This is a genomic window from Nocardioides nematodiphilus, assembly GCF_020216525.1.
Lineage (GTDB): Bacteria > Actinomycetota > Actinomycetes > Propionibacteriales > Nocardioidaceae > Nocardioides > Nocardioides nematodiphilus.
On record NZ_JAIWOY010000008.1, the window covers coordinates 91,136 to 116,439 of the forward strand.

Here is a 25,304-nt window from a genome sequence, read left to right on the forward strand (position 1 = left end):
TCGCTCGCGCCACGAGCAAGCTCGCGCGCTCGCTCACTTCAGATCGGTGCTTCGCACCTCGGTCCTTGTTCGCTCGCGCCACGAGCAAGCTCGCGCGCTCGCTCACTTCAGATCGGTGCTTCGCACCTCGGTCCTTGTTCGCTCGCGCCACGAGCAAGCTCGCGCGCTCGCTCACTTCAGATCGAAGCGGTCGTTCTCCATGACCTTGACCCACGCGGCGACGAAGTCCTTGACGAACTTCTCCGACGCGTCAGCCGCCGCGTAGACCTCGGCGAGCGCCCGCAGCTGCGAGTTCGAGCCGAAGATCAGGTCGTTGGCGGTGGCGGTCCACTTCACCGCGCCGGTGGCGTTGTCGCGGATCTCGTAGACGTTGGCCTCGTCGGCCGATGCCTTCACCTGGGTGCCCGGGGCGAGCAGGTTGGTGAAGAAGTCGGTGGACAGCACGCCGGCCCGCTCGGTGAGGACACCGTGCTTGCTGCCGGCGGTGTTCGCGCCGAGGGCGCGCATGCCGCCGACCAGCACGGTCATCTCGGGGGCCGAGAGACCCAGGAAGTAGGCGCGCTCGAGGAGGAGCGTCTCGACCGGCAGCTTCTCGTCCGGGCGGACGTAGTTGCGGAAGCCGTCGCCGCGCGGCTCGAGCACCTTGAAGGAGTGGACGTCGGTCTGCTCCTGCGAGGCGTCCGTGCGGCCCGGGTGGAACGGCACGGTGACGCTGACCCCGGCGTCCTGAGCGGCCTTCTCGACGGCCGCGGAGCCCGCGAGCACGATCAGGTCGGCCAGCGAGATCTTCGCGCCGTCGGCGTTGAACTCGGCCTGGATCTGCTCGAGCTTGGCGATCACGTCACCGGTGCCGGCGTTGACCTCCCAGCTCTGCTGCGGCTCCAGGCGCAGGCGGGCGCCGTTGGCGCCGCCGCGCTTGTCGGTCGAGCGGTAGCTCGCGGCCGAGGCCCAGGCGGTGTTGACCAGCTGGGAGACGGTCAGGCCCGACTCGAGGACCTTGGCCTTGAGCGTGGCCACGTCGGCGTCCGAGACGAGCTCGTGGTCGACGGCCGGGACGGGGTCCTGCCACAGCTGCGGCTCGGGCACCCACGGGCCCAGGTAGCGGCTGACGGGGCCCATGTCGCGGTGGAGCAGCTTGTACCAGGCCTTGGCGAACGCCTTGGCGAACTCGTTGGGGTTCTCCATGAAGCGGCGCGAGATCGGCTCGTAGATCGGGTCGAAGCGCAGCGCGAGGTCGCTGGTGAGCATGGTCGGCTTGCGCTTCGGGGAGTCGGCGGCCGGACCGGGGATGATGTCCTCGGCGTCCTTGGCGACCCACTGGTGCGCGCCGGCGGGGCTCTTGGTGAGCTCCCACTCGTAACCGAACAGGATCTTGAAGAAGTCGTTGCTCCAGCGCGTCGGCGTGGTGGTCCAGGTGACCTCCAGGCCCGACGTGATCGCGTCGGCGCCCTTGCCGGAGCCGTACGACGACTTCCAGCCCAGGCCCTGCTCCTCGAGCGGCGCGCCCTCCGGCTCGGGGCCGACGAGCGCGGCATCCCCGGCTCCGTGCGTCTTGCCGAAGGTGTGACCACCGGCGATGAGGGCGACGGTCTCCTCGTCGTCCATCGCCATCCGCGCGAAGGTGTCGCGGATGTCGAGCGCCGAGGCCAGCGGGTCGGGGTTGCCGTTCGGGCCCTCGGGGTTCACGTAGATCAGACCCATCTGGACCGCGCCGAGCGCGTCGTCGAGACGGCGCTCCTCGGCGGTCGCGTAGCGCTCGTCGCCGAGCCAGGTGTCCTCGGGACCCCAGAAGATCTCCTCCGGCTCCCAGACGTCCTCGCGACCGAAGCCGAAGCCGAAGGTGGTGAAGCCCATGTCCTCGAGCGCGACGTTGCCGGCCAGGACGAGCAGGTCGGCCCAGGAGATCTTCTGGCCGTACTTCTGCTTGACCGGCCACAGCAGGCGGCGGGCCTTGTCGAGGTTGCCGTTGTCGGGCCAGGAGTTGAGCGGCGCGAAGCGCTGGGCGCCGTCACCGGCGCCACCGCGACCGTCGTAGATGCGGTAGGTACCGGCGGCGTGCCAGCTGAGCCGGATCATCAGACCGCCGTAGTGACCGAAGTCGGCCGGCCACCAGTCCTGCGAGGTGTTGAGCACCTCGACGACGTCGCGGCGCAGCTCGGCCAGGTCGAGCGTGGCGAACGCGGCCGCGTAGTCGAAGTCCTCGCCCAGCGGGTTGCCGGTCTTGTTGTGCGCGTGCAGCACGCTCAGGTCGAGCTGGTTGGGCCACCAGTCCTTGTTGGTGTGCGGGCGACCACCGGTCTTGGGCTGCGGGGAATCCAGGCCGGGGTTCTCGCTCTCGCTGCCCTGGCCGGTGGCGCCGTCGTGCATGACGGGGCAGCCGCCCTCCGCCTTGCGGTCGATGCCCTGGGGGCTCTCCTCGGTCATGTTCAATCCCTTCGTATGGGTCCGTGCGGGTTGTCAGATGCGTGCGGTGGAGCAGTCGGAGCAGGTGCCCCAGTAGATGACCTCGGCCTCGTCGATGTGGAAGCCGTTGTCATCGCTCGCGTTCAGGCACGGCGCGTGCCCGACCGCGCAGTCGACATCTGCGATGGCTCCGCAGACGCGACACACGACGTGGTGGTGGTTGTCCCCGACCCGGGACTCGTAGCGGGCGACGGTGCCGCGCGGCTGGATGCGGCGGACGAGGCCTGCCTCGGTCAGCGCGTTGAGACCGTCGTAGACCGCCTGGTGGGAGACCTCGGGCAGCGCGACGCGCACCGCGCTCAGGATCGAGTCGGTGTCGGAGTGCGGGTGCTGGTGCACCGCGTCGAGGACGGCCAGCCGCGGGCGGGTGACCCGCAACTCGGCGCCCCGGAGCATCTGCTCGTAGTGCGGCCGGGACGACATGTTCCGCAGTCTTCTCTCTAATCTTGAAAGAGTCAAGAAAAGAATCAGGGAAGATCCGGTGACCCCTCGGGGACCGTGCGCGCCGTCCTCAGCAGCACGCTCGCAAGCCCGGTCGCCGCCGCCCGTACGGCCGCCACGTGCTGCTCGGGACGGAACCTGCCGACCGGCCCGGTGACGCTGATCGCGGCCAGGGCGGCTCGGCCGGAGACGTCGAGGACCGGGGCCGCCACGCAGCGCAGCCCGACGGTCGACTCCTCCTGCTCGAAGGCGACGCCCTGCTCCAGGACGGCGTCGAGCTGGCGACGCAGCATGCCCGGCGCGACGACCGTGTGCGGCGTGCGCCGCTCGAGAGGCCCGGTGAGCACGGCGCGCTGGGTCGCGGGGTCGGCGTGCGCCAACAGCACCTTGCCGATGGCGGTGCAGTGCATCGGCATCCGCCCGCCCGTACGCGACGGGGCGGCGACCTGCCGGTGGCCGCCGATCTTGGCCACGTAGACGACCTCGCGGCCCTCCGCCACGCCGAGGTGGACCGTCTCGTGGGTGCGCTCGTACAGGTCCTGCAGGAACGGCATGGCCAGCTCGAGCAGGCTGCGCTCGGCCGAGGCGCGCAGGCCCAGCTCGAAGAGGCCGCCACTGAGCCGGTAGCCGCCCTCGACCTTGTCGAGCAGGCGCAGCTCGACCAGGTCGGCGGCCATCCGGTGGACGGTGGCCTTCGGGATCGCGGTGCGGCGCGCGAGCTCTGCCAGGGTCAGGACGGGCTCCTCGGGGCCGAAGGCGCGCAGCAGCGCGACCGCCCGGCCGAGCACACTGTCGAGTCCGGCACCCATCGCGCTACTCCTCGACCTGCCAGCACATCACCCAGTACTGCACGCCGTAGGGCGCGTCGTCGTAGAGCACCTCGGCACGGGCGCCATCGACGAGCGCGGCGAGCTCCGGCAGGGCGGCGACGTCGGCCCACAGCTCAGCGGCCAGGGCCGCGTCGGGATCGGCGAGGGCCGCCGGGTCCTCGGTGAGGGCACGGCGCAGGGCGTCGTCGTACGCCGCGGCACGCTCGTCGAGGAAGCCCGGCGCCTTCTCCGTACGACACGCGGAGCCGTTGGCCACCACGAGCACCGAGCGCTCGTCGGTCGCCGCGGGCCGCACCGCGGCGAGCACGGCCTCCGCGACCGGGCTGCCCTGCTCGGTGGCGATGATCTCGACGTTCTCCCCGAGCCGGGAGACCGCATCGTTCACGGCGGCGCGCAGCTCGGCGACGGGGTCGTGCAGCGACGCGTGCTGGGGCAGCAGCGCGAGCACACCGGGGATCAGGACGACTCTCACTGGATCCCCCGGATGGCGCGGGCCGGCGCGCGGCGCCCGGCGATGGTCCAGGCCATGTCGACGACCTGGCGGGTCTCCTCGACCTGGTGGACGCGGTAGATCCTGGCGCCGGCGCTCGCGCAGATGGCGGTGGCGGCCAGGGTGCCGAGGAGGCGCTCGCCCACCGGGCGGTCGAGGGTCTCGCCGACGAAGTCCTTGTTGCTCAGCGAGACCAGGACCGGCCAGCCGGTCCCGACCATCTCCCCCAGCCGGCGGGTGACCTCGAGGGAGTGGAAGGTGTTCTTGCCGAAGTCGTGGGCGGGGTCGATGACGATCGACTCGCGGTCGACGCCGGCGGCGTGGGCCCGCTCCGCGTACGCGAGGGTGTCGTCGAGCACCGCGCGCATCACGTCGTCGTACTGGATCCGGTACGGGCGGGTGCGGGGCGTGACCCCGCCGGTGTGGGTGCAGATGATCGCGGCGTCGTACTGCCCGGCGACGTCCACCAGCTCGGGGTCGGCGCCGCCCCAGGCGTCGTTGAGCACGTCGGCGCCGGCCTCGCAGACCGCGGCGCCGACCTCGGCGCGCCAGGTGTCGACCGAGATGACGAGCCCCGGGAACTCCTCACGGACGCGCGCGACGAAGTCCACCACCCGGGCCTTCTCCTCCGCGGCCCCGATCTCGACGCCGGGTGCCGCCTTGATGCCGCCGATGTCGACGATCTCGGCGCCCTGCTCGACGACCAGCCGAACCCGCTCGAAGGCGGCGTCCTCGGCCCAGGTGGCGCCCTTGTCGAAGAACGAGTCGGGCGTGCGGTTCACGATCGCCATCATCAGCGTCTCGTCATCGGCGAAGCGGTGCTTGCGCAGGCGCAGCGTCATCGGACCTCCAGGGCCGGGGGGCGCTCGTGGATGCCGACCTCGCGGGGCGTGCGCGCGATGCCGGTCTCGCTGGGCAGGAACTGCTGGACGCCGATCCGGTCGACGCCGTCGACGGCCGCGGCGGCGGTGCCGCCCTGACGGCGCGCGACCGCGGCGAGCAGCTGGGTGGCCATCAGGCCGAGGTCGAAGAGGTCCTGGTGGCGGTGGCCGCGCCGGCCGAGGTCGACCTGGGCGATCGCGTCGACGCCGGGGCCGGCGAGGGTGTCGACCAGGGCCGCGATCTCGACGGCGTACCCGACCGGCACCGGCAGCGTCTCGAAGAGCGAGCGTCGTACGGCCCACTCCCCCGCGAGCGGTTGCACGAGCCCGGCGAGCTCCGGGTAGTGCAGCGCGATCAGGGGGCGTGCGACCAGCTCGGTGACCCGGCCGCCGTCGAGGCCGTGCTCGCCGGGGCGGCGGTAGAAGCCCTTGACCAGGTCGATCTCGGGACGGGTCAGCAACGGCCCCAGCAGACCGGGCACGAAGTGGGTGTCCCACTCGACCAGGTCGGCGTCCATGAAGACGATGAGGTCGCCCTCGGTGACGAAGAGCGACTTCCACATCGCCTCGCCCTTGCCCGGGAAGGTCCCCAGCTCGGGCCTGATGGAGGCGGAGGCGTGGACTGCGGCGCCCGCCTCGGCGGCGATCCGCGCGGTCGCGTCGGTGGAGTCGGAGTCGATGACCACGATCTCGTCGACCAGGGCAGCCGTCTCCATCAGTGCCTCACGGGCGCGGGTGACGACGGCGCCCACGGTCGCGGCCTCGTTGCGGGCCGGCACGACCAGACTGACGCGGTGACCGGCCTTGGCGGCGACCAGGGAGTCGAGGGTCCACTCGCGCCCGTGGTGGGTGTTGCGCTCGGACCAGGTCACCGACGCCCTCCGTTCACTCGCACTGCGACCGCGCCGACGACGAGTAGGGGACGCCGCGGTCCGCAGCGGCGGCAGGCATGCTCACAGGGCGACCCTATCGACAGGGAGAAGCAGCCGATCAGTGGACCGTACGGGCCAGCGTGGCGGCCCCGACGATCCCGGACTCGGGGCCGAAGCGGCCGCGCACGATCGGCGGGATCACCCGGTGCTTGGCGCCGACCAGGGACTGCTCGAGCGCGGCACGGGCCGGGTCGAGCAGCAGGTCGCCGGCGGACGAGACGCCACCGCCGATGACGACCAGCTCCGGGTCGAAGGCGGCCACCAGGTTGGCGATGCCGACGCCGAGCCAGACGCCGACCTCGTCGAACGCGTCGAGGGCGATCCGGTCGCCCCCATGGGCGGCCTCGGTCACCATCGGTCCGGTCAGGGCGGCCGGTTTGCCGCCGGTGAGCTCCTCGAGGAGCGTGGTCCCGGCGTAGGACTGGATGATCCGGCCGCGGGCGTAGCGGACCAGGGCGTTGCCCGAGGAGTACTGCTCCCAGCAGCCCTCGCCGCCGCACTCGCAGCCGCGGCCGTCGGGGACGACCTGCATGTGGCCGAACTCGCCGGCCATGCCGTTGCGGCCGCGCAGCAGGGTGCCGCCGAGCACGACGGCGCCACCGATGCCCGTGCCCATGGTCACCATCAGCACGTCGGAGGCGTCCTTGGCGGCGCCGAGCGCGATCTCGGCGCGGGCCGCGCAGTTGGCGTCGTTGTCGAGCACCACCGGCACCTGCCAGCGCGCCTCGAGACGGGAGCGCGTCGGGTCGTCGCGCCAGGGCAGGTGCGGAGCGAACATGACCCGCTCGCCGGCGGCGTCGACGAAGCCCGCCGCGCCGATGCCGACCGCAGCGATCGGCTGGCCGCCGGCGGCCTCCTGGATCGCCTCGGTGAGTGCGTCCTCGACGAGCGAGACCTCGACGCGCCGCCCCGGGGTGGAGCGGCGGGCCAGCGGGCCGACCTCGCCATCGGCGGCGACGGTCGCGGCGATCACCTTGGTGCCGCCGATGTCGACGCCGATGTGGACGCCGTCGTCCGTCCCGCTCGCAGTCATGTCGCTCGCCTAGTGCCGACCGAGGTCCGCCGCGCCGACCAGGCCGGCGCGGTTGCCGAGGGAGGCCTTGCGGATCTCCAGCTCGGGGCGGAAGCCGCGGCCGGTGAGCTGCGCCTGGAAGCCCGCACGGGTCGGGTCGAGCAGGAGCGCCTCGGCATCGGCGACGCCACCGCCGATCGTGACGACGGCCGGGTCGAGGACGGCGGTCAGGGAGGCGATGCCCTCGCCGAGCCAGGTGCCGAGGGTGGCCAGCGCGTCGACGCAGAACGCGTCGCCGCTACGGGCGAGGTCGGTGACCATCGGGCCGGTGATCGCGTCGACGACTCCGCCGGCGCGCTCGATCAGCGCGGCGGCGCGGGGGTCGCCCGGTGCGGCGGTACGGACCTGCTGGACCAGCGCGCTGCCGGAGGCGTACTTCTCGAAGCAGCCGAGCTTGCCGCAGCCGCACACGATGCCGCCGGGCACGACCCGCATGTGGCCGATCTCGCCGCCGACGCCGAAGGCGCCGCGGTAGAGCTCGCCGTCGAGGACCAGGCCGCCGCCGATGCCGGTGCCGACGGTGACCATCAGCATGTCATCGACGTCCGCGCCGGCGCCGAAGGCGAACTCGCCCCAGGCCGCGGCGTTGCCGTCGTTCTCGATGACGACGGGCAGGGAGATCTTCTTCTCCAGGCGGTCGGCGAGGTCGACGTCGCGCCAGGCGATGTTGGGGGCGAACATGACCGTACGACGGGCTTTGTCGACGTAGCCGGCCGCGCCGACGCCGACGGTGGCGATCTCGTGACGGCTCTTGAGCTCGAGTACGACCGAGGCGATCGCGTCCTGGATCGCGTCGGGGTCGGTGGCGGGCGAGGTGACCCGGACCTCCTCGACGATGGTCCCGTGGTCGTCGATCACGCCGCCGAGGATCTTGGTCCCGCCGACGTCCACGCCACACGCGAGTGCGGTCACTGCTCGTTCTCCTGTCGATCACTGCGCCCGCTGTCGGGCCAGTCGTCTGATTCGTCGGTGGGCCACCCGTGATCCATGTCGAGGTCGATCTTCTCGACGGACGGCTCACGGCGCGAGCCCTGATGAGGGGTGCCGGCGGCCGCGAGGACCGCCGAGGCGGCCTGCAGCAACGAGGCTGCGGCCGTCGCGAGGTGCGCGAGCACCTCGGGCGAGGCCTCGCGCACGATGTGCACGGTGCGGCAGATGGGGCAATAGGTGCACTCGGGCGTACCGGTCGCGAGGTTCTCGTTCAGCGCCTGCCCGGCGTCGGAGGCCGCGGCCTGGGAATGGCTGGCCAGCCCGGCGAGACCCGCGGTCAAGCCGACGGCGAGATTGTTCGCGACGTCGCCGCTGTGATGCTTGGCCCAGTCGCCGAGTGCGCCGAAGAGCTTGGCGGCCTCCTCGGCCGCGCTGCCGACGTCGTACGGGTGGGAAGGGTCCTGACCCTCGGTCACGGCCGATCCTCCCCTGCATCAGACACCGGTCGCCGCGGATCGCTGATCCGCTCGCGGAACCGTACCTGCAACTCACCTTGCTCCACACGGGCACCCTGCACCTGGAGACGAGCCAGGCCCGCGGGGAGTGTGAGCAGTCGCCGGTACGAGCCGACGGTGACGACCAGGTCGTCGCCGTTGCGGCCCAGGTGCACCTGGTCGCGCTCGGCGCCCGGGAGCCCCAGGTGGGCGATCGCGCCCTCGGCCGTGCGGGTGACGCGGAACGGGCCCGGACCGGTGGGGACCGCGAGCGGGTCGGAGTCGGCGTAGACCTCCGCGGCGAGCGCCCGGAGTGCGGGCACGCCGACCGGCTCACCGGAGCGGTAGACCGAGCGCCACACCGGCAGCCCCGGGAAGGAGGCCTCGACCTCGGCGAGCACCTCGTCCTGGGCGAGCACCCAGCCGGCGCGCCAGTCGTCGGCGCCCTCGGCCGGGAAGACGCGGTTGGCGATGACGCCGTCCACGCGGTAGCCGTACAGGGACAGCGTGGTGAAGGAGCGGCGCGCCTCGGCGGCGACCACCCGCTCAGGGGTCAGCACGAGCCGGACCGAGGCGTCCGGGCCGGCGAGCAGCTGGCGCACCTCCTGCAGCTCGTGGTGCAGCCGCTCGACGGCGTCGAAGACGGTGTCGCCGGGCATCGGCACCCCGGCGGCCTTGGTCAGCATCGGCTTGAGCGCCTTGGTGAGGCGGCGCTGCATCGGCAGGATCCGCTGCATGTACCAGCCGAGCGCCTCGGGCAGGGCGAGCAGCCGCAGCGTCTCGGCGGTCGGGGCGCAGTCGACGACGATGACGTCCCAGCGACCCGAGCGGGCCTGCTCGCGCAGCTCCAGGAGGGCGAGGACCTCCTCCGCGCCGGGGATGACGGTGAGCTCCTCAGCCGCGACCGGGTCGACACCGACGACCTCGAGCACGCTCAGCAGGTAGCCCTGGATATCGGCCCAGGACTCCTCGAAGCGGCGCTGGGCGTCGATCTGCTGGACGAAGAGCAGCGGCGAGACCTCGGTGGGCGAGCCGTCCGGGATCGGAGCGCCGTACGCGTCCGCGAGCGAGTGCGCGGCGTCGGTCGACATGACCAGTGTGCGATGACCGGAGGCCGCCGCCTGCGCGGCAGTGGCGGAGGCGACGGTCGACTTGCCGACGCCGCCCTTCCCGGTGAAGAGGAGGACGCGCATCTACAGGGACTCGACGCGCGTCTTCAGCCCTCGGAGCGCGGTCTCGATGAGGATCTTCTCGCCCTTGCGCTTCAGCATCCCGATGAGCGGGATCGCCAGGTCGAGGGCCAGCTGATACGTGACCTCGGTGGTCCCGTCGCCCAGGTCGCGCAGCAGGTACGCGCCGTTCATCGTCTTGAGGAGCGTGCCGTCGACGAGGGTCCAGGAGACCTTGCGGTCGCCGTCCCAGGTGTAGGCGAGGGTGTAGTCGTCCTTGATCGGGGGGACGTCGAGGACGAAGCGGACCTTCTCGGCGCGACCCTCGGGCGTGCTGCCGCTGGCCTGCGCGACGGCCATGCCCTTCACCCACTGCGGGTAGGCCGGGAAGTCGGCGATCACGTCCATCACGGCCGTCGGGGACGCCTGCACGATGATGGAGGAGGTGGTCTGATCGGCCATGGGATGCCTTCGCATTTCGGGCCCTGGTGGCGGGCTCGCTTGACGGGCGCCGACGGGGGTCGGACAGACTGGCAGCCTACCGGATGTCGATGCCCCGTTCCCGGGGGCTGGTTACCGAGCGGTAGTGTGCCCGAGTTCACCTACCAGCAGTATGTGCGGAGGAAGTAGTGCGCGAGTTCTCCACCCCGGCAACCTTCGAGCTCCAGGCCGCGGGCAATCTGACCGACGACGTGGTGCGCAATGCCCGCGACTTCGCGCAGACGGTTGTCTTCAGCCGCCCCAGCGCCTCCGGGGCCTGGGAGGACGTCACGTCCGAGCAGTTCCACGCCGAGGCGATCGCGGTCGCCAAGGGCCTGGTCGCGGCCGGCATCCAGCAGGGCGAGCGGGTCGCGATCTTCTCCAAGACGCGGTACGAGTGGACCCTGCTCGACTACGCCATCTGGTTCGCCGGTGCCGTGACCGTCCCGATCTACGAGACCTCCTCCACCGAGCAGGTGCGCTGGATCCTCGAGGACGGCGGCGTGAGGGCCGTCGTCGCCGAGGGCGGTGACCACGTCACCCGCGTCAACGAGGCCCGCGACGGTCTCGACGTCACGAACGTGTGGTCGTTCAACGACAACGCGATCTCGACCCTGACCGCGCTCGGCACGGACGTCTCGGACGACGAGATCGAGAAGCGCCGCTCGTCGGTCACCTCGGCCGACCCGGCCACGCTGATCTACACCTCCGGCACGACCGGCCGCCCGAAGGGCGTCGTGCTCACCCACGGCAACTTCATGGTCGAGCTCGGCGTGGTCGTCGAGGAGCTCGAGACGCTCTTCAAGCTCGAGGACGGCAGCACGCTGCTCTTCCTTCCGCTGGCGCATGTCTTCGCCCGGATCATCCAGATCGGCTGCATCCGCTCCCGGACGCGCCTGGGCCACTCCCCCGACATCAAGCACCTGCTGGACGACCTGGGCGCCTTCCAGCCGACGTTCATCCTCGCGGTGCCGCGCGTCTTCGAGAAGGTCTACAACACCGCCTCGCAGAAGGCCGCGGCCGACGGCAAGGGCAAGATCTTCAACCTCGCGACCGACGTCGCGATCGCCTACTCGCGCGCCGAGGCGGCGGGCCGGGTGCCGCTGGTGCTGCGCGCCAAGCACGCCCTGTTCGCCAAGCTGGTCTACGGCAAGCTGCTCAACGCCCTGGGCGGCAACTGCCGGTACGCCGTCTCCGGCGGCGCGCCGCTGGGCGAGCGCCTCGGTCACTTCTACCGCGGCATCGGCCTCACCGTGCTCGAGGGCTACGGCCTGACCGAGACCACCGGTGCGGTCACCGTGAACCTGCCCGACGCGATCAAGGTGGGCTCGGTGGGCCGTCCGATCGGCGGCACGACGGTCCGCGTCGCCGATGACGGCGAGCTGCTCTTCAAGGGTGGCCAGGTCTTCGAGCGCTACTGGAACAACCCCACCGCGACGGCCGAGGCGATCGTCGACGGCTGGTTCCACACCGGCGACCTCGGCGAGGTCGACGACGAGGGCTTCGTGCGGATCACCGGTCGCAAGAAGGAGATCATCGTGACGGCGGGCGGCAAGAACGTCGCCCCAGCCGTCCTCGAGGACCGCCTGCGCGCCCACGTGCTGGTCGACCAGTGCATCGTCGTCGGTGACGGCGAGCCGTTCATCGGCGCGCTGGTCACCATCGACCCGGAGTCCCTGCCGACGTGGGCGAACACCCACGGCAAGCAGGGCGGCGTCGAGGAGCTCTACCACGACGCCGACCTGCGGGCCGAGATCCAGAAGGCCGTCGATGACGCCAACAAGGCCGTCTCGCAGGCGGAGGCGATCAAGAAGTTCACGATCCTGCCGGACGCGTGGACCGAGGAGGGTGGCCAGCTCACCCCGAGCCTCAAGCTCAAGCGGAACGTCGTGATGCGCGAGTTCAAGGACGAGGTCGACGCGCTGTACCGGCGCTGATCAGGGGATCGCCGGAGGCGCACAGACCACTTCGGCCACACCCGTCACACAGGCAGAACACAGCCGAGGGCCGGAGCGATCGCTCTGGCCCTCGGTCGTGGTCGTCCTCAGGACAGGTGTTCCACGCCCGAAGAGAAGATCTGAAAGCGCTACCACACACCCCCCGCAGTCCCTACAGTCGTCACGAGTGACCGATGGACGGAAGGCCGAGATGGACCGACGCAAGCTTCTCGTCGTAGCTGCCGCGATCGTGGCCGCGCTCGGGGTCGTGCTGGTGCTCATCTACGCGAAGGGCGCCGACAACCGCGCCCAGGACAAGTACGACACCGTCGAGGTCCTCACCGCCACCGCCCAGATCAATCCCGGCGAGTCGATCGACCAGGCCTCCACCGGCGGCAAGCTGGCGCTCAGGCCGGTCACCCGCGGCGAGCTGCTCGCCGGCTACCAGACCGCGACCACCGCGCTGGCCGGCCAGGTCGCGCTCGCCACGATCTACCCCGGCGAGCAGATCATCGCGGGCAAGTTCGGCACCAGCGCGGTGCCGGTCTCGGCACTGCCCATCCCCGACGGCAAGACCGCGATCTCGATCAGCCTCAGCGACCCGGCGCGCGTCGCCGGCTTCGTGAACCCGGGGTCCGAGATCGCCGTCTTCATGAGCGGCACCGCCGGCGGCCAGCCGTTCACCCGCCTGCTCCTGCCCAAGGTGACGGTCATCGGCGTCGGCGCGACCGCCGAGACCGCCGCCGGTGGCGCCAGCGCCGACAGCGCCCCGGCGAACACCGAGCAGCTCCCGGCCACGCTGATCACGCTGGCCGTCACGCAGCAGGAGGCCCAGAAGATCCTGTTCGCCCAGGGCAACGGCCAGCTGGCCGTCTCCCTCACGACCGGGACGACCAAGGTGACGCCGGGTCCGGCCACGACACTCGCCAACCTGTTCGGGTAACGGACTGCCATGCCTGTCGTCGTCGAGCCCGATCACGTGATCGCTGATGCGCTGCTGCGCAGCCTGCCCCCGGGCACGCAGGCCGTCCCCGACACGGGCCGGGTGCACGGTTGGATGAGCCAGCACCCCGACGAGTACGTGATGCTGATCGGGCCCAGCGTGCCTTTCTCCGACGCTCTCGAGGCCTGCGACGGCCTGCGCCTGACGCGCCCGGCCGCCTCGGTCGTGCTGGTGCGCGACGAGGTCTCCACCGACACCTTCGCCCGGGCGGTCGCCGCCGGGGCCCGCGAGGTCGTCCCGAGTGGATCACCGGAGAACGTCGCCGCCGCGGTCGACCGGGCGTACCGGCTCTTCTCCGCCCTGCGCGGAGCCGCCTCCGCCGGCCCCAACGAGGGCAAGGTGATCACCGTGTGGTCGCCCAAGGGCGGCGTCGGGAAGACCACGATGGCGGTCAACCTGGGCCTCGCCCTGGCCGAGAAGGGTGCCCGGCGGGTCTGCCTGGTCGACCTGGACCTCGCCTTCGGCGACGTCTCGATCACCATGCAGCTCTTCCCGACGCACTCGATCGAGCACGCGATCGGCTCCGAGGACGCGATCGACACCGCGCTCCTCGACGGCCTGCTGACCCCGCACCAGGACTCGATGATGGTGCTGGCGGCGCCGTCCCACCCCGACGTACGGGACCGGATCTCGGCGACACTGATCTCCCAGGTCATCCGCACGTTGCGCCAGACGTTCGACTTCATCGTGGTCGACACGGCGCCGGCGCTCGACGAGCAGACGCTGACCGCGCTCGACGAGACCGACGAGATCTGCATCGTGGCCACGCTCGACGTGCCGACCCTGAAGAACGTCAAGGTCGCCCTCGAGACCCTCGACATGCTGAACATCGCGCCGGACCACCGCCACCTGCTGCTCAATCGTGCCGACGACGAGGTCGGCATCAGCGCCGACCGCGTCGAGGGCATCCTCGGGATGCGACCCGAGGCGCGGATCGCGACCTCGATGGACGTCGCGGCCGCCACCAATGCGGGCAAGCCGATCGTCGTGCGCAACCCCCACCACCCGATCAGTCTCGCCGTGGCCGAGATGGCCTCGCAGCTCGCCGGCCAGCGGGTCGCCCCGCCGCGCGGCGAGGCGGTCGCGGCTCCGGCCACCGCCGCTCCGGCGCGCGGCTTCTGGAAGCGCAGGTGATCGCGTGACCAGCCTCGCCGAGCGGCTGGCCGCGGCCCGCCAGGAGGCGGCGCAGGCCGCCGCGGCCCGCCCCACGACGCAGGAGCCCGCGCCCGCCGACACCACCGCTCCCGACACGACCCCCGGCGAGAGCGTCGAGCCGGCGCTGGAGGACGCGGCCGCCGAGGCCGAGTCGCGTCCTGCCGCGACCCCGTCCACTCCGGGCAAGCGCCGCGCCGAGGGTCCCGTCCGTACGCCCGCGAGCACCCCGACGAGCGACATCCCGCAGCGCCGCTCGCTCGTCGCCCAGCAGCAGGAGCGCACCGAGGAGCTCAAGGCGAGCGTCCACGCCGAGCTGCTCAAGCAGCTCGGCCCGCACCTCTACGACGTGGAGATGGATCAGCAGGAGCTCGACCGGCAGGTCCGTACGGTCCTCGCCGACGTCCTCGGCAGCCAGGAGCGTCCGCTGTCGACCAGCGACCGGGCCCGGGTGACGCAGGAGATCACCGACGACATCCTGGGCTACGGCCCGATCGAGACCTATCTGCGCGACCCGGACGTCTCCGAGGTGATGGTCAACGGCCATGACAGCGTCTGGCTGGAGCGGCACGGTCGGCTGGAGAGGGCCGACGCCCACTTCACCGACGAGGCCCACCTGCGCCGCACGATCGACAAGATCGTCTCCCGGATCGGCCGGCGCGTGGACGAGTCCTCCCCCATGGTCGACGCCCGTCTCGCCGACGGCTCCCGCGTCAACGCCGTGGTCCCCCCGCTGTCGATCGACGGCTCGGCGCTGACGATCCGCAAGTTCGCCACCGATCCGTACACGGTGGCCGACCTGGTCCGCTTCGGCTCGTTGACGGACGCGTCCCGCGACTTCCTCGAGGCGGCGGTGCGTGGGCGGCTGAACATCATCGTCTCCGGCTCCACCGGCGCCGGGAAGACGACCACCCTCAACGTGCTGTCGGGCTTCATTCCCGACGACGAGCGGATCGTCACCATCGAGGACGCCGCCGAGCTCCAGCTCAAGCAGGCCCACGTGGTCCGCCTGGAGTCACGCCCGGCCAACATCGAGGGCAAGGGCGCCGTGACGATCCGCGACCTGGTCCGCAACAGCCTGCGCATGCGCCCCGACCGGATCATCGTCGGCGAGGTCCGCGACGCCTCGGCTCTCGACATGCTGCAGGCGATGAACACCGGCCACGACGGCTCCATCTGCACCCTGCACTCCAACGGCCCCCGCGACACGCTCTCGCGCCTGGAGACGATGGTGCTGATGGCCGGGATGGAGCTGCCCGTGCGCGCCATCCGCGAGCAGGTCGCCTCCGCGGTCGACCTGATCGTGCACCAGACCCGCTTCAAGGACGGCTCGCGCCGGATCACCCACATCACGGAGGTCGAGCGGATGGAGGGCGAGGTGATCACCCTCCAGGACATCTTCACCTTCGACACCGCCGCCGGTTTCGACAAGGACGGGCGCGCACTGGGCCACCTGCGCCCAACCGGCCTGCGCCCCAAGGTCCTGGACAAGATGTCGTACGCCAACGTCACCGTCGACCCGCTGCTCTTCGCGACGGACCGCTACCGATGATCCGGCGGCTGCTGCTCGCCTGCGCCGTGGTCCTGCTGGCGCTGGTGGGTCTCACGCCCGCGTACGCCGCCGACGGCGGGGCCCGGATCAGCCACTTCGAGCAGCGCCCCGGCGGAGTCTCGCTGCTGGTCTCGGTCCCGGCCGACAGCGCCGTCGACCTGGGCGCAGTGACCGTGTCGATCGCCGGCCAGGACGCTCCCGCCACCGCGCAGGCCGGGGACTCCGGCGAGATCCGGCGCACGGCGATCCTGGCGATGGACACCAGCACGTCCATGACCGGCGCGAAGTTCGCGGCCGCGAAGAGCGCCGCCGCCGCCTTCATCGCCGCCCTCCCGAAGGACGTCTACCTCGGCGTGGTCACCTTCGGCGGCGCGGTGCGCACCGCGCTCCCACCGACCCAGGACCGCAGCCACGCCGCCAGCACCCTCGCCGGGCTCACGCTCAGCGGCGGCACCCTGCTCTACGACGGCGTACGGACAGCGCTCGACGACGCGGGCTCCGAGGGCCAGCGCTCCCTGCTGGTCCTCTCCGACGGCGCCGACACCCGCAGCGGCGCCTCCCTCACCAGGACGGCCGCCGCCATCAAGCAGGTCGACGCGCTGGTGCAGGTGGTCGCCGTCGACCACGGCGGCAAGGCCAACGCCGCGCTCCAGCAGCTCGCTGCGGCCGGCAAGGGCGCCGTGATCGCGTCCGACACGTCCGCGCTGGCCACCGCGTTCGCCGACCAGGCGAGCGCGCTGGCCCGACAGGTGCTGGTGACCGCCGACATCCCCGACGGCCTGACCGCGACCCAGGGCACCGTCTCGGTCACCCTCCCGACGAGCGACGGCGACAGCCTGAGCGCCTCCGCGTACGACAACGATCTGCAGGCGGCCGCGCCCACCTCCGCCCCTGCGGAGGCGACCCCCGAGCACGGCCGGACTCTGCCGGGCTGGTCGCTCTACGCGGGCGGCGCCGCGATCGCCGTGGGCCTCTTCGGGATCGTGGTCGCCCTCCTCCCCCGCTCCACCACCTCACCCGCCGAGGCGCTGGTGACCACCTACACCGAGCGCACCAGCGGCACGCATCCGGAGGCGGCGCCCGGCGGCGCCCGGATCGAGGCGCAGCAGGTGCTCTCCTCGGCCCGTACGGCCGCCGCGGACCTGCTCAAGCGCAACGCCTCGATGGAGGCCCGGATCGCGCGGGCACTCGACGGCGCCGGCAGCGACCTCAAGCCGGCCGAGTGGCTGCTGCTCCACATCGTGCTGGCGGTCGGCGTCACCCTGCTCGGGCTGCTGCTCGGTCGCGGTGGCGTCGTGGTCGGGCTGCTCTTCCTGGCCCTCGGGCTCGTCGGCCCGTGGCTCTACCTCTCGCTGCGCCGCAGCCAGCGTCGCCGGCGCTTCGCCGAGGCGCTGCCCGACACGCTCCAGCTCATGGCCGGCTCGCTCTCGGCCGGGCTCTCGCTCCCCCAGACGGTCGACACCGTCGTCCGCGAGGGCGCGGAGCCGATCGCCGGCGAGTTCCGCCGCGCGCTGGTCGAGACCCGGCTCGGCGTCGACGTCGAGGACGCCCTCGAGGGCATCGCGGCCCGCTTCGACAGCCCCGACTTCGGCTGGGTCGTGATGGCGATCCGGATCCAGCGCCAGGTGGGCGGCAACCTCGCCGAGCTGTTCAACACCGTCGCCGCGACCCTGCGGGAACGGCAGTACCTGCGACGCCAGGTCGGTGCGCTCTCCGCCGAGGGGCGGCTGTCGGCATGGATCATCGGCGGCCTACCGCCGGTCTTCATGCTCTACCTGCTGCTCACCAATGCGGCGTACCTCCATCCGCTGTTCCACGACCCACGTGGCATCGTCATGCTGCTCTTCGGCGTGGTCTGGCTGGGTATCGGGGTCTGGTGGATGAGCAGGATCGTCAAGGTGGAGGTGTGAAGTGGTCCTGATCCTGGTCCTGGCGGTGTTGCTGCTGATCGCCGCGCTGGTGCTGTTCACCCTGGCATTGCGCACGGACGAGGAGTCGGCGGGCGTCAACCGATCCCTCGCAGTGCTCGAGGCGATGGGCGGCGCGCCCAAGGAGCTCACCCGCGAGCTCGACCTGCCGTTCGCCGACCGCGTGATCGAGCCCCTGCGGGCACGGGCGCTGACCGTCGGTCGCCGCATCAGCGGCGCGGGCGCCGCCGACCGGATTCGGCGACGGCTCGACGCCGCCGGCAATCCGGCCGGCTGGACCGTCGACCGGGTCGTCTCCAGCAAGGTGCTCGGGGCCTGCGTCGGACTCGCTCTCGGAGCGCTGATCGGCGTGCTGCTGGACCGCACCTTCCTCACCGGCGTGGTCATCGCCGTGATCGGTCTGGTGCTGGGATTCTTCGCGCCCGACCTGTACCTCTACCAGCGCGCCTACGACCGCGCCGAGCGGATCCAGCGGGACCTCGCCGACGCGATCGACCTGATGACGATCAGCGTCGAGGCCGGCCTCGGCTTCGACGCGGCCGTGCAGCAGGTGGCGACCAAGACCGAGGGGCCCCTCGCCGACGAGTTCATGCGCATGCTGCGGGAGATGCAGCTGGGCAACGGCCGCTCCGGCGCCCTGCGCGGGCTCGCCGACCGGTGCAACGTCGACGACGTGCGGACGTTCGTCGGTGCGATGGTGCAGGCGGACAGCTTCGGCATCCCGGTCGGTCAGGTCCTCCGGGTCCAGGCCAGCGAGATCCGGGTCAAGCGCCGCCAGTGGGCGGAGGCGAAGGCGCAGCAGGTGCCGGTGAAGATGACGGTGCCGTTGATCTTCTTCATCCTGCCGTGCCTGTTCATCCCGGTGATGGGCCCGGCCGTCCTCAACATCATGAACGCCCACTTCTAAGACCCATGCCCAACAGTCTCGCGTCCGATCAGTCCGCTCCGACGGTCGATCTCCACCACCGACGGGCAGCGGCCCTCGCGCGCGCCTTCGCCGTCGCGGCGATGATCGTGCCGCTCCTCTGGGCCCGCGACGGCGGCGCGCTGGTGGCTCTCGGCGCGATCGCAGTGATGTGGACCGTCGTGACCGTGCTGGAGTGGCGCAGCAGGGTCGGCATCGACGTGCTCGGTGGTCTGGAGGCCGCGGGCATCGGGCTCATCTCAGGCACGGTGATCGACCACCAGCCGGTCGTGCTGGCGGGACTCGCGGTCGTGCCGTTCACCGCTGGGGTCTACCGCGGCATCTGGGGGGCGGTGCTGGCCCTCTCGACCTCGCTGTTCGCGGTGATCACAGCGGCCCTCGCCGTCGCCCATGGCATCACGACCGACGAGGGCTACAACATCTTCAGCTGGTGCTTCGCCGGCATCGGCGTCGGCATGATCGGCAGCTTCCTGCACACGGCGCTGCAGCAGCGGGCCGATCCGCTCGCGCCCTACCGCTACGCACAGTCCCTGCTGCGCCGGCTGATCGACCTGAGCGACGAGTTCGACGAGGGCCTGGACGCGATGGCCCTCGGTGGCGGGATCCTCGCCCAGGTCACCGACGAGCTGCCGACCGGGGCGCTCTCGCTCTACATCCCGCGCGGCGACGCGCTCATCCCCCTGGTCTCGCACGAGCACGAGATCCCGCTCAACGACGGCGCCGAGAGCGCCGCGGTGACCGCCTGGAACACCGCCGCCGTGCACCGTCGCGGCAACCTCTTCGCCATCCCGCTGACGTCCACACACGACGCGACCGTCTCGGGGGTCGTGGTCGGCGAGCTCTCCGGCCGAGTCTCGGCCGAGGGGCTGGACCTGTACGGGCGCCTGACGAAGCTGCACCGGCACCTCCAGGCCAGCACCGTCCACCTGGACACCGCCCTGCTCTTCGCCGCCTTCCGCGACTCGGCCACCGCCGAGGAGCGCCGCCGCCTCGCCCGCGAGATGCACGACGGCGTCGCGCAGGACATCGCCGGGCTCGGCTACCTCGTCGACGCCCTCGCCGGCACGGCCACCACCCCGCAGCAGACCGAGCGCATCGCGGTGCTGCGCGAGCGGATCACCGCCGTGGTCGCCGAGATCCGCCGCTCCCTGGTCAACCTGCGCACCTCGGTCGGCACCAGCGAGAGCCTGGGCGCCGCGATCGGCTCGATCGCGCGCAATCTGACCGAGGTCTCGGGGGTGCCGATCCACGTGATCCTCGACGAGACCACCGACCGGCTGCGTCCGGAGGTCGAGGCCGAGCTCTTCCGGATCACCCAGGAGGCGATGAACAACGCGATCAAGCACGCCCGCGCCAGCGCCATCGAGGTGCACTGCCAGGTGCGCGCACCCCACGCCAGGATCACAGTGAGCGACGACGGCCGCGGGATGCAGGCGCCCCGCCAGGACTCGCATGGTCTGTCGATCATGCGGGAACGGGCCTTGCTCATCAACGCTTCCCTCGACATCGTGGGGCGTGAGAGTGGCGGGTTGAGCGTCACGGTCGAGATCGTCGGGACATGACAGAGGAGATTCGCATGACCACGGTGCTGTTGGTGGACGACCACGAGCTCATCCGCGAGGGCCTGGCCGGGGTGATCAACCTCGAGGAGGACCTCGATGTGGTGGCGCAGGCGGGCTCGGTCGCCGAGGCGCTGGCGACCTACGAGCGGATCTCGCCCGACGTCGTCGTGGTCGACCTGCAGCTCCAGGACGGCACCGGACTCGACATCCTGCGCGCCATCCGGGCCAAGAGCGACAAGACCGGCGTGGTGGTGCTGACCATGCACTCGGGCGACGACCAGATCTTCGCCGCCATGGAGGGCGGCGCGTCCGGCTTCGTCGGCAAGGACGCCCCCTCCCAGGAGGTCGTACGGGCCGCGCGCCACGCCGCGGTCTCGCCGCGATCCTTCGTGTGCTCGGGCCTCGTCGGGGCGATGATGCGCCGCCAGAGCAGCGAGTCGACCCGGCTCTCCGAGCGCGAGCACGACGTGCTCCTGCTGCTGGCCGACGGACTGGGTGCGGCCGCGATCGGCGAGCGGCTCTACCTCTCCGAGTCGACCGCGAAGTCGCACATCGCCCGGATCTACCAGAAGCTCGGCGCCGCCAACCGCGCCCAGGCGCTGGTCACCGCGATGCGTACCGGCCTCCTCTCCAGCATCAGGCCCAACGGCGCCTGAGTCGTCAGCGAGGTCCTGACACTAGTCAGAAAGGACTAGGGCCTCAGGCACCTTCGCCCGATCCGGGAGACACCCTCCACCCCTCACCATTGTCGTGTCCGGCGGTGCAGCAGCCTCGCCGGTGGGGGAACGAATCAAGGGGGGCTTCCCATGCTGAACTACCTGAACAACATGTTCACGATGCGACGCCGCGACAACGACCGCGGCGCCTCGGCCGTCGAGTACGGCCTGCTGGTCGCGGGCATCGCCGCGGTGATCGTCGCGGTGGTCTTCACCTTCGGCGGCAAGATCAAGAACATCTTCGACGACACCTGCCAGACCATCGCCGCCAACGGCACTGCCCCGGCCGCGGGCACCAACTGCACCTGAGCACGTGATTCCGAGGGAGCACGAGGCGCCGCAGCCCCGCTGCGGCGCCTCACCTCGATCGCCACATCATCGGGAGGGATGAGGATGACCAGAACGTCACGGCGTACCGACCGAGCCGCCTCGGCCGTCGAGTACGCACTGCTCGCGGCCGGCGTCGCGGCCCTCATCGCGCTGGTGGTCTTCACCTTCGGCGGCAAGGTCAGCAACATGTTCCACAACACCTGCAACACCGTCGCAGCGCAGACCAGCCAGGCCGCCTGCTAGACCACCCACCGCTCGTCCGGCTCACCGACCGCCCAGCACCCGCCCCGCCAAAGCGATCCTCTGCAGGGCCGTCGGATGGGAACCGAAGACGAACTGTGACCACGCCGGCGGCGTCGGATCGGCCAGCGAGCTGATCGCGAGCCGCTTCTGCAGCGCCACGAACGACGCCTCGTCCTGCGTCACCCGCAGCGCCGTCACATCGGCCCGGGTCTCGATCTGCCGGCTGATCGTGTTCTGCACCGGCAGCGACAGCACCGACCCGATCGCGAACAGGGCGAGCAGGAGTGGGACGAGCCCCGCTGAGTCGGCACCTGTGACCGCCGAGTCTGCACTTGGGTCTGCCCATCGTCTGGTCAGCGGCCCGAGCAGCAGCCCCAGCAGACCGACGCCGAAGAAGGCAGCAGCCACCCCGAGCAGGGTGCCCACGAGCACGTCGTCGTGCTTGGCGTGGCCGAGCTCGTGCGCCACCACCGACAGCACCTCGCCGCGCGGCAGCGAGTCGATGAGGTTGTCGTAGAGCACGACCCGGCGGGTCGAGCCGAAGCCGGTGACGTACGCGTTGATCTGGGTGGTGCGCCGCGAGGCGTCCGCGACCAGGACGTCGTCGAGCCGCACACCCTCCTGGGCCGCGATCTGCATGACCTGCGTGCGCAACGTGCCGTCCGGCAGCGAGCGGAAGTCGTTGAACAACGGCTGCACGAGCACCGGATAGACGAACGACCCGATCAGCACCAGCGCCGCGAGCACGGTGCCGGCGATGGCGGGCCACACCCGAGGCCAGCGGCGCATGATGCCGAGCAGCACCAGGATCGCGATCGAGGTCGCGACCACCGAGACCAGGGTGCCGAGCGCCAGATCCTGGAGGTACGACGGCCAGCTCTGCCGCGAGAGGCCGTAGCGGCGCTGCTGGTGCTGGAGCACGACCCCGAAGGGGAGCGTGACGATCCTGCCCAGGACGGTGACCAGCACCACGAGCGCCAGCGCGCGCAGCCACCACGGGCGGGGCAGGCGCCGTGCCACCGCGGGGCCGAAGCGGGTGAAGCCGAGCACGCAGGCGAAGGCGAGCGAGACCAGGAGCGACGTACGGCCGACCCAGCGGGCGACGTGGGAGTACGTGGTGGCGCGCTGCAGCTGCTCGGCGGTGAAGACGGTGTCGACGCCGGGGGCCCGGAGCGCACCACCCGGGTAGGGATGCCACGGCACCAGGACGATCGCGAGGACGATGAACGCGATGGCCGCTGCGGCGGTCATCGCGACCGGCAGTCGCCGCACCGTGCTCGTCATCGAGCGAGCTCCGTGAGCTCCTGCCGCCAACGTGCGGTGAAGGCGGCGACGCTGAGCCCGGTCTCTCGGCGCAGCGCGGCATCGATGGCTGCGCCGTCCCGGACGTCGTCGTAGACGCGGACCAGCGCCGGCTCCCCCGCGATCCGGGCGAGGAGACGGCAGGCCAGCCAGGCGGCCTCGTACTCGGCCCCGAAGGTCTCGGACTGGTCGTTGAACTCCGCCGCGCCGGGCAGCCGGTGCGGCACCCCGTCCGCGCGTACCTCCGCGATGATCTGGCGGGCGGTGGTGCTGAGCGGCAGCCGCACATCGCGCAGCGCCACGTAGTCGGCGAAGCCCTCCAGCAGCCAGGACGGGACCGCCGCATCGGCGGCGAAGGTGGCGGCGTGGACGGCCTCGTGGCTCAGCACGATCTGCGCGCCCTCGGTGTTGAGACCGCCGATCACCTGCGGGTTGACCAGTACGTGCACCGGGCCGGACGCGCTGCCGTCGACGGTCGCGGTCACCGCGGCGACACCGTGGAAGCTGTCGGTCTCGGCGCCCATCATCTGCTCGAGGCCGGCCTGGTCGGCCGGCACCTCGAGCACCAGGGCCGGGTGGGGCCAGGGCAGCACCCGGCGGACCGTCGCGACAGCGCGGACCGCGAGGGCGTCGAAGCGGTCGGCACGCTGCCCGGCGGCCGCGTCCGATCCGGCGAGCACTACCATGGTCTCGCCCGTACGCCGCACCTGCACCGGGCCGCTGAGCCACACGGGCAGTCGAGCGCCGCCACCGCCGAACCTGGTGATCTCGACGCCGTCACCGCTGTCGGAGGGCGCGAAGGTCACCCCCACCTCCTCGCTGGCGTCGGCGGTGTCGAATCCGGCGAAGCGCCAGGTCAGCGCCACGTCGGCCGTCCAGGACCCGTCGGCGGCGACCGCGCCGTCCACCGCGAGGTAGCGAGCGCTGAAGTGCTGTACCCGGAGCCGGTCCGCGTTCTCCGCGGCCGTCCTCGCAGCGGAGCCGGGAGCCTCGCCGGGCCGGTGGTCGGCGATGGACCTGCCCCAGGCCGCCAGGGCCGCGGCGGCGGCCGTCGGCTGCTCGGCGGCAGGCCGCTCGGCGCTGCGGCCGGCGGCCGGGACGACGTAGGTGTCGTCCCGCGCCCGCCAGACGAGCAGGCCGGCCACGAGGACCACGATCACCAGGCCCACGAGCACACCGGGCCAGAGACGACTGCGGACCGCCCCTCGCGAGGAGGAACGGTCCGTGGCAGTCATGGCGCCGAGTCAATCAGACCCGTGGTCGGGTCTGTCGACAGGCTCGGTCGCTCAGCCCGGGCGGACGGCGCCGACGTACGGCATCTCGTGCAGGCTGGTGACCTTCACGCCGACGCTCGGGTTCTCGGCGTTCACGATCATGCCGTTGCCGATGTACATGCCGACGTGGCTGATCGGGCTGTAGTAGAAGACCAGGTCGCCGGGCTGGAGCTCGGACTCGGAGATGTGGCGACCGGAGTTGTACTGCGCGGCCGAGGAGTGCGGCAGCGAGACGCCGGCGGCACCCCAGGCGCGCATGGTCAGGCCGGAGCAGTCGTACGCGCTGTCGCCGGCGGCGCCGTAGACGTACGCCTTGCCGACCTGCGCCATCGCGAACGCGATCGCGGAGGCGGCGCTGCCGCTCGCGCCGATGTCGGCGGCCGAGACGCGGGTCGAGTCACGGGACAGGAGCGCCTCGCGCTGATCGGCCTGGAGGCCGTCGAGCACCTTCTTGGCCTCGGCGAGCTTGTCGTCGATCTCGGCCTTGGCCTTCTTGAGGTCGGCCTCGGTGTCCGCGACCTGATCGGTGCGGTGGGCGGTGGCCTCGCGACGCAGGTCGAGCGCGTTGACCTGGTTGGCGTAGTCGGTGAGCAGGCTGTTCTGGATGCCGTCGTAGGCCGACATCGTGGAGAGCCCGGCGAGGAAGACCTTCGGGTCCTCGCTGGTCACGACCTGGCCGACCGCGGACATGTTCGAGCCCTCGAACTGGCTCAGCACGGAGTCGCGGACCTGGTCGCGCACGCCGCTGAGCTGCTCGCCCTGGTGCTTCTGGTCGGCCTGGAGGTCCTCCAGCTCGGCGCGGAGCTGCTTGAGACGCAGGTTGGCGGCATCGAAGCGCTCGCCTGCGACCTCGGCCTGGCGGTAGAGGTCGTCGACCTTCGCCTGGACGTCCTTGATGGAGGGGGCTGCCTGTGCGGGCGTGCTGGGCAGCATCCCGACGACTCCGGCGACGGCGAGCGTCGCAACACCAGCAGCGATGAGTCGGTTCCGGCCGTGGGTCACGAGCGGGCGTTCTCCCTTGTTCTGTCGTACGCCTACCGGGTGAGCTGACGGATTCGGACACGACATGTCCTACCTCCGCTCCTCGCGCCCTGGGTGGGCACGCCTCGCGGAAGATTCACCCCAGATGACGGCCAGGCCGTCGATGGTTCCCCGGCTCGTGGGCCACCCGGAGGCGACTCACGACTCAGCGCGGTGC

24 protein-coding genes and 1 riboswitch are annotated in these 25,304 nt (G+C 71.5%); of the genes, 10 read left to right on the forward strand and 14 right to left on the reverse strand.

Annotated features, from left to right (window positions below; genetic code table 11):
- Positions 1-171 precede the first annotated feature (171 nt).
- The 11 genes from katG to KSO98_RS13805 all read right to left on the reverse strand — a co-directional run bounded on the left by katG (position 172) and on the right by KSO98_RS13805 (position 10,164).
- On the reverse strand, positions 172-2,424 hold the full coding sequence (katG, locus tag KSO98_RS13755; RefSeq protein WP_225286208.1) for a catalase/peroxidase HPI: 2,253 nt from the start codon (positions 2,422-2,424) through the stop codon (positions 172-174).
- Positions 2,425-2,457: 33 nt separating this feature from the next.
- On the reverse strand, positions 2,458-2,886 hold the full coding sequence (locus KSO98_RS13760; RefSeq protein ID WP_225286209.1) for a Fur family transcriptional regulator: 429 nt from the start codon (positions 2,884-2,886) through the stop codon (positions 2,458-2,460).
- Between the two features lie 44 nt (positions 2,887-2,930).
- A complete protein-coding gene (locus KSO98_RS13765) occupies positions 2,931-3,713 on the reverse strand; it encodes an IclR family transcriptional regulator (protein WP_225286210.1) in 783 nt (260 codons plus the stop codon).
- Between the two features lie 4 nt (positions 3,714-3,717).
- Entirely contained in the window at positions 3,718-4,206 is a 489-nt protein-coding gene (locus KSO98_RS13770) for a class III extradiol ring-cleavage dioxygenase family protein (protein WP_225286211.1), read from the reverse strand.
- The gene (folP, locus tag KSO98_RS13775) at positions 4,203-5,066 is read right to left on the reverse strand and encodes a dihydropteroate synthase (protein WP_225286213.1); all 864 of its coding nucleotides are present in this window, start codon (positions 5,064-5,066) and stop codon (positions 4,203-4,205) included. Before folP ends, KSO98_RS13770 begins: the two co-directional genes overlap by 4 nt.
- The gene (locus KSO98_RS13780; protein ID WP_225286214.1) at positions 5,063-5,977 is read right to left on the reverse strand and encodes a glucosyl-3-phosphoglycerate synthase; all 915 of its coding nucleotides are present in this window, start codon (positions 5,975-5,977) and stop codon (positions 5,063-5,065) included. The genes folP and KSO98_RS13780 overlap by 4 nt, the downstream gene beginning before the upstream one ends.
- Before the next feature lie 118 nt (positions 5,978-6,095).
- Positions 6,096-7,070 carry an ROK family protein gene (locus tag KSO98_RS13785; RefSeq protein ID WP_225286215.1) on the reverse strand — a complete coding sequence of 325 codons (975 nt, stop codon included), beginning with the start codon at positions 7,068-7,070 and terminating at the stop codon, positions 6,096-6,098.
- Between the two features lie 9 nt (positions 7,071-7,079).
- Entirely contained in the window at positions 7,080-8,021 is a 942-nt protein-coding gene (locus tag KSO98_RS13790) for an ROK family glucokinase (protein WP_225286216.1), read from the reverse strand.
- Positions 8,018-8,515, reverse strand: a complete 498-nt coding sequence (locus tag KSO98_RS13795) for a hypothetical protein (protein WP_225286217.1) — start codon at positions 8,513-8,515, stop codon at positions 8,018-8,020. The genes KSO98_RS13790 and KSO98_RS13795 overlap by 4 nt, the downstream gene beginning before the upstream one ends.
- Positions 8,512-9,726, reverse strand: a complete 1,215-nt coding sequence (locus tag KSO98_RS13800; RefSeq protein WP_225286218.1) for an ArsA family ATPase — start codon at positions 9,724-9,726, stop codon at positions 8,512-8,514. The genes KSO98_RS13795 and KSO98_RS13800 overlap by 4 nt, the downstream gene beginning before the upstream one ends.
- A complete protein-coding gene (locus tag KSO98_RS13805) occupies positions 9,727-10,164 on the reverse strand; it encodes an SRPBCC family protein (protein WP_225286219.1) in 438 nt (145 codons plus the stop codon).
- 167 nt (positions 10,165-10,331) lie between these two features.
- Here KSO98_RS13805 and KSO98_RS13810 point away from each other — a divergent pair, with 167 nt between their 5' ends.
- The 10 genes from KSO98_RS13810 (at position 10,332) to KSO98_RS13855 (ending at position 21,530) form a co-directional block, all read left to right on the forward strand.
- Positions 10,332-12,119 carry an AMP-dependent synthetase/ligase gene (locus tag KSO98_RS13810; protein ID WP_225286220.1) on the forward strand — a complete coding sequence of 596 codons (1,788 nt, stop codon included), beginning with the start codon at positions 10,332-10,334 and terminating at the stop codon, positions 12,117-12,119.
- 187 nt (positions 12,120-12,306) lie between these two features.
- The gene (cpaB, locus tag KSO98_RS13815; protein WP_225286221.1) at positions 12,307-13,062 is read left to right on the forward strand and encodes a Flp pilus assembly protein CpaB; all 756 of its coding nucleotides are present in this window, start codon (positions 12,307-12,309) and stop codon (positions 13,060-13,062) included.
- Between the two features lie 9 nt (positions 13,063-13,071).
- A complete protein-coding gene (locus KSO98_RS13820) occupies positions 13,072-14,256 on the forward strand; it encodes a CpaE/TadZ family protein (RefSeq protein ID WP_225286222.1) in 1,185 nt (394 codons plus the stop codon).
- Between the two features lie 4 nt (positions 14,257-14,260).
- Positions 14,261-15,826 carry a TadA family conjugal transfer-associated ATPase gene (locus KSO98_RS13825; protein ID WP_225286223.1) on the forward strand — a complete coding sequence of 522 codons (1,566 nt, stop codon included), beginning with the start codon at positions 14,261-14,263 and terminating at the stop codon, positions 15,824-15,826.
- Positions 15,823-17,736 carry a type II secretion system F family protein gene (locus KSO98_RS13830; protein ID WP_225286224.1) on the forward strand — a complete coding sequence of 638 codons (1,914 nt, stop codon included), beginning with the start codon at positions 15,823-15,825 and terminating at the stop codon, positions 17,734-17,736. The genes KSO98_RS13825 and KSO98_RS13830 overlap by 4 nt, the downstream gene beginning before the upstream one ends.
- A 1-nt stretch (position 17,737) precedes the next feature.
- Positions 17,738-18,661, forward strand: coding sequence for a type II secretion system F family protein (locus tag KSO98_RS13835; RefSeq protein ID WP_225286225.1), 924 nt, complete (start codon positions 17,738-17,740; stop codon positions 18,659-18,661).
- A gap of 5 nt (positions 18,662-18,666) precedes the next feature.
- Positions 18,667-20,241 (forward strand): sensor histidine kinase, encoded by a 1,575-nt coding sequence (locus tag KSO98_RS13840; RefSeq protein WP_225286226.1) that lies wholly within the window; start codon positions 18,667-18,669, stop codon positions 20,239-20,241.
- Between the two features lie 14 nt (positions 20,242-20,255).
- Entirely contained in the window at positions 20,256-20,897 is a 642-nt protein-coding gene (locus tag KSO98_RS13845) for a response regulator transcription factor (RefSeq protein WP_225286227.1), read from the forward strand.
- A 150-nt stretch (positions 20,898-21,047) separates the two neighbouring features.
- Complete coding sequence (locus KSO98_RS13850; RefSeq protein ID WP_225286229.1) at positions 21,048-21,266, forward strand: Flp family type IVb pilin; 219 nt, start codon at positions 21,048-21,050, stop codon at positions 21,264-21,266.
- Positions 21,267-21,350: 84 nt separating this feature from the next.
- Positions 21,351-21,530, forward strand: a complete 180-nt coding sequence (locus KSO98_RS13855) for a Flp family type IVb pilin (protein WP_225286230.1) — start codon at positions 21,351-21,353, stop codon at positions 21,528-21,530.
- Between the two features lie 21 nt (positions 21,531-21,551).
- Here the strand turns inward: KSO98_RS13855 and KSO98_RS13860 are convergent, their stop codons facing one another.
- From KSO98_RS13860 to KSO98_RS13870, 3 genes are read right to left on the reverse strand one after another with little or no spacing between them, the layout of a single operon-like run.
- A complete protein-coding gene (locus tag KSO98_RS13860) occupies positions 21,552-22,814 on the reverse strand; it encodes a M48 family metallopeptidase (RefSeq protein WP_225286231.1) in 1,263 nt (420 codons plus the stop codon).
- Positions 22,811-24,067 carry a hypothetical protein gene (locus KSO98_RS13865; RefSeq protein ID WP_225286232.1) on the reverse strand — a complete coding sequence of 419 codons (1,257 nt, stop codon included), beginning with the start codon at positions 24,065-24,067 and terminating at the stop codon, positions 22,811-22,813. Before KSO98_RS13865 ends, KSO98_RS13860 begins: the two co-directional genes overlap by 4 nt.
- Positions 24,068-24,118: 51 nt before the next feature.
- Positions 24,119-25,108, reverse strand: coding sequence for a C40 family peptidase (locus KSO98_RS13870; protein WP_225286233.1), 990 nt, complete (start codon positions 25,106-25,108; stop codon positions 24,119-24,121).
- Between the two features lie 14 nt (positions 25,109-25,122).
- Positions 25,123-25,293: riboswitch (cyclic di-AMP (ydaO/yuaA leader) on the reverse strand.
- Positions 25,294-25,304: the final 11 nt, after the last annotated feature.

Bases quoted from the DNA above. Each gene is read 5' to 3' on its own strand.
- KSO98_RS13855 (WP_225286230.1), top strand. From the start codon at position 21,351: ATGACCAGAACGTCACGGCGTACCGACCGAGCCGCCTCGGCCGTCGAG.
- KSO98_RS13830 (WP_225286224.1), top strand. From the start codon at position 15,823: ATGATCCGGCGGCTGCTGCTCGCCTGCGCCGTGGTCCTGCTGGCGCTG.
- KSO98_RS13850 (WP_225286229.1), top strand. From the start codon at position 21,048: ATGCTGAACTACCTGAACAACATGTTCACGATGCGACGCCGCGACAAC.
- KSO98_RS13820 (WP_225286222.1), top strand. From the start codon at position 13,072: ATGCCTGTCGTCGTCGAGCCCGATCACGTGATCGCTGATGCGCTGCTG.
- KSO98_RS13760 (WP_225286209.1), bottom strand. From the start codon at position 2,886: ATGTCGTCCCGGCCGCACTACGAGCAGATGCTCCGGGGCGCCGAGTTG.
- KSO98_RS13860 (WP_225286231.1), bottom strand. From the start codon at position 22,814: ATGACGAGCACGGTGCGGCGACTGCCGGTCGCGATGACCGCCGCAGCG.
- KSO98_RS13785 (WP_225286215.1), bottom strand. From the start codon at position 7,070: ATGACTGCGAGCGGGACGGACGACGGCGTCCACATCGGCGTCGACATC.
- KSO98_RS13765 (WP_225286210.1), bottom strand. From the start codon at position 3,713: ATGGGTGCCGGACTCGACAGTGTGCTCGGCCGGGCGGTCGCGCTGCTG.
- KSO98_RS13845 (WP_225286227.1), top strand. From the start codon at position 20,256: ATGACCACGGTGCTGTTGGTGGACGACCACGAGCTCATCCGCGAGGGC.
- KSO98_RS13840 (WP_225286226.1), top strand. From the start codon at position 18,667: ATGCCCAACAGTCTCGCGTCCGATCAGTCCGCTCCGACGGTCGATCTC.
- KSO98_RS13800 (WP_225286218.1), bottom strand. From the start codon at position 9,726: ATGCGCGTCCTCCTCTTCACCGGGAAGGGCGGCGTCGGCAAGTCGACC.
- katG (WP_225286208.1), bottom strand. From the start codon at position 2,424: ATGACCGAGGAGAGCCCCCAGGGCATCGACCGCAAGGCGGAGGGCGGC.
- folP (WP_225286213.1), bottom strand. From the start codon at position 5,066: ATGACGCTGCGCCTGCGCAAGCACCGCTTCGCCGATGACGAGACGCTG.
- KSO98_RS13865 (WP_225286232.1), bottom strand. From the start codon at position 24,067: ATGACTGCCACGGACCGTTCCTCCTCGCGAGGGGCGGTCCGCAGTCGT.
- KSO98_RS13805 (WP_225286219.1), bottom strand. From the start codon at position 10,164: ATGGCCGATCAGACCACCTCCTCCATCATCGTGCAGGCGTCCCCGACG.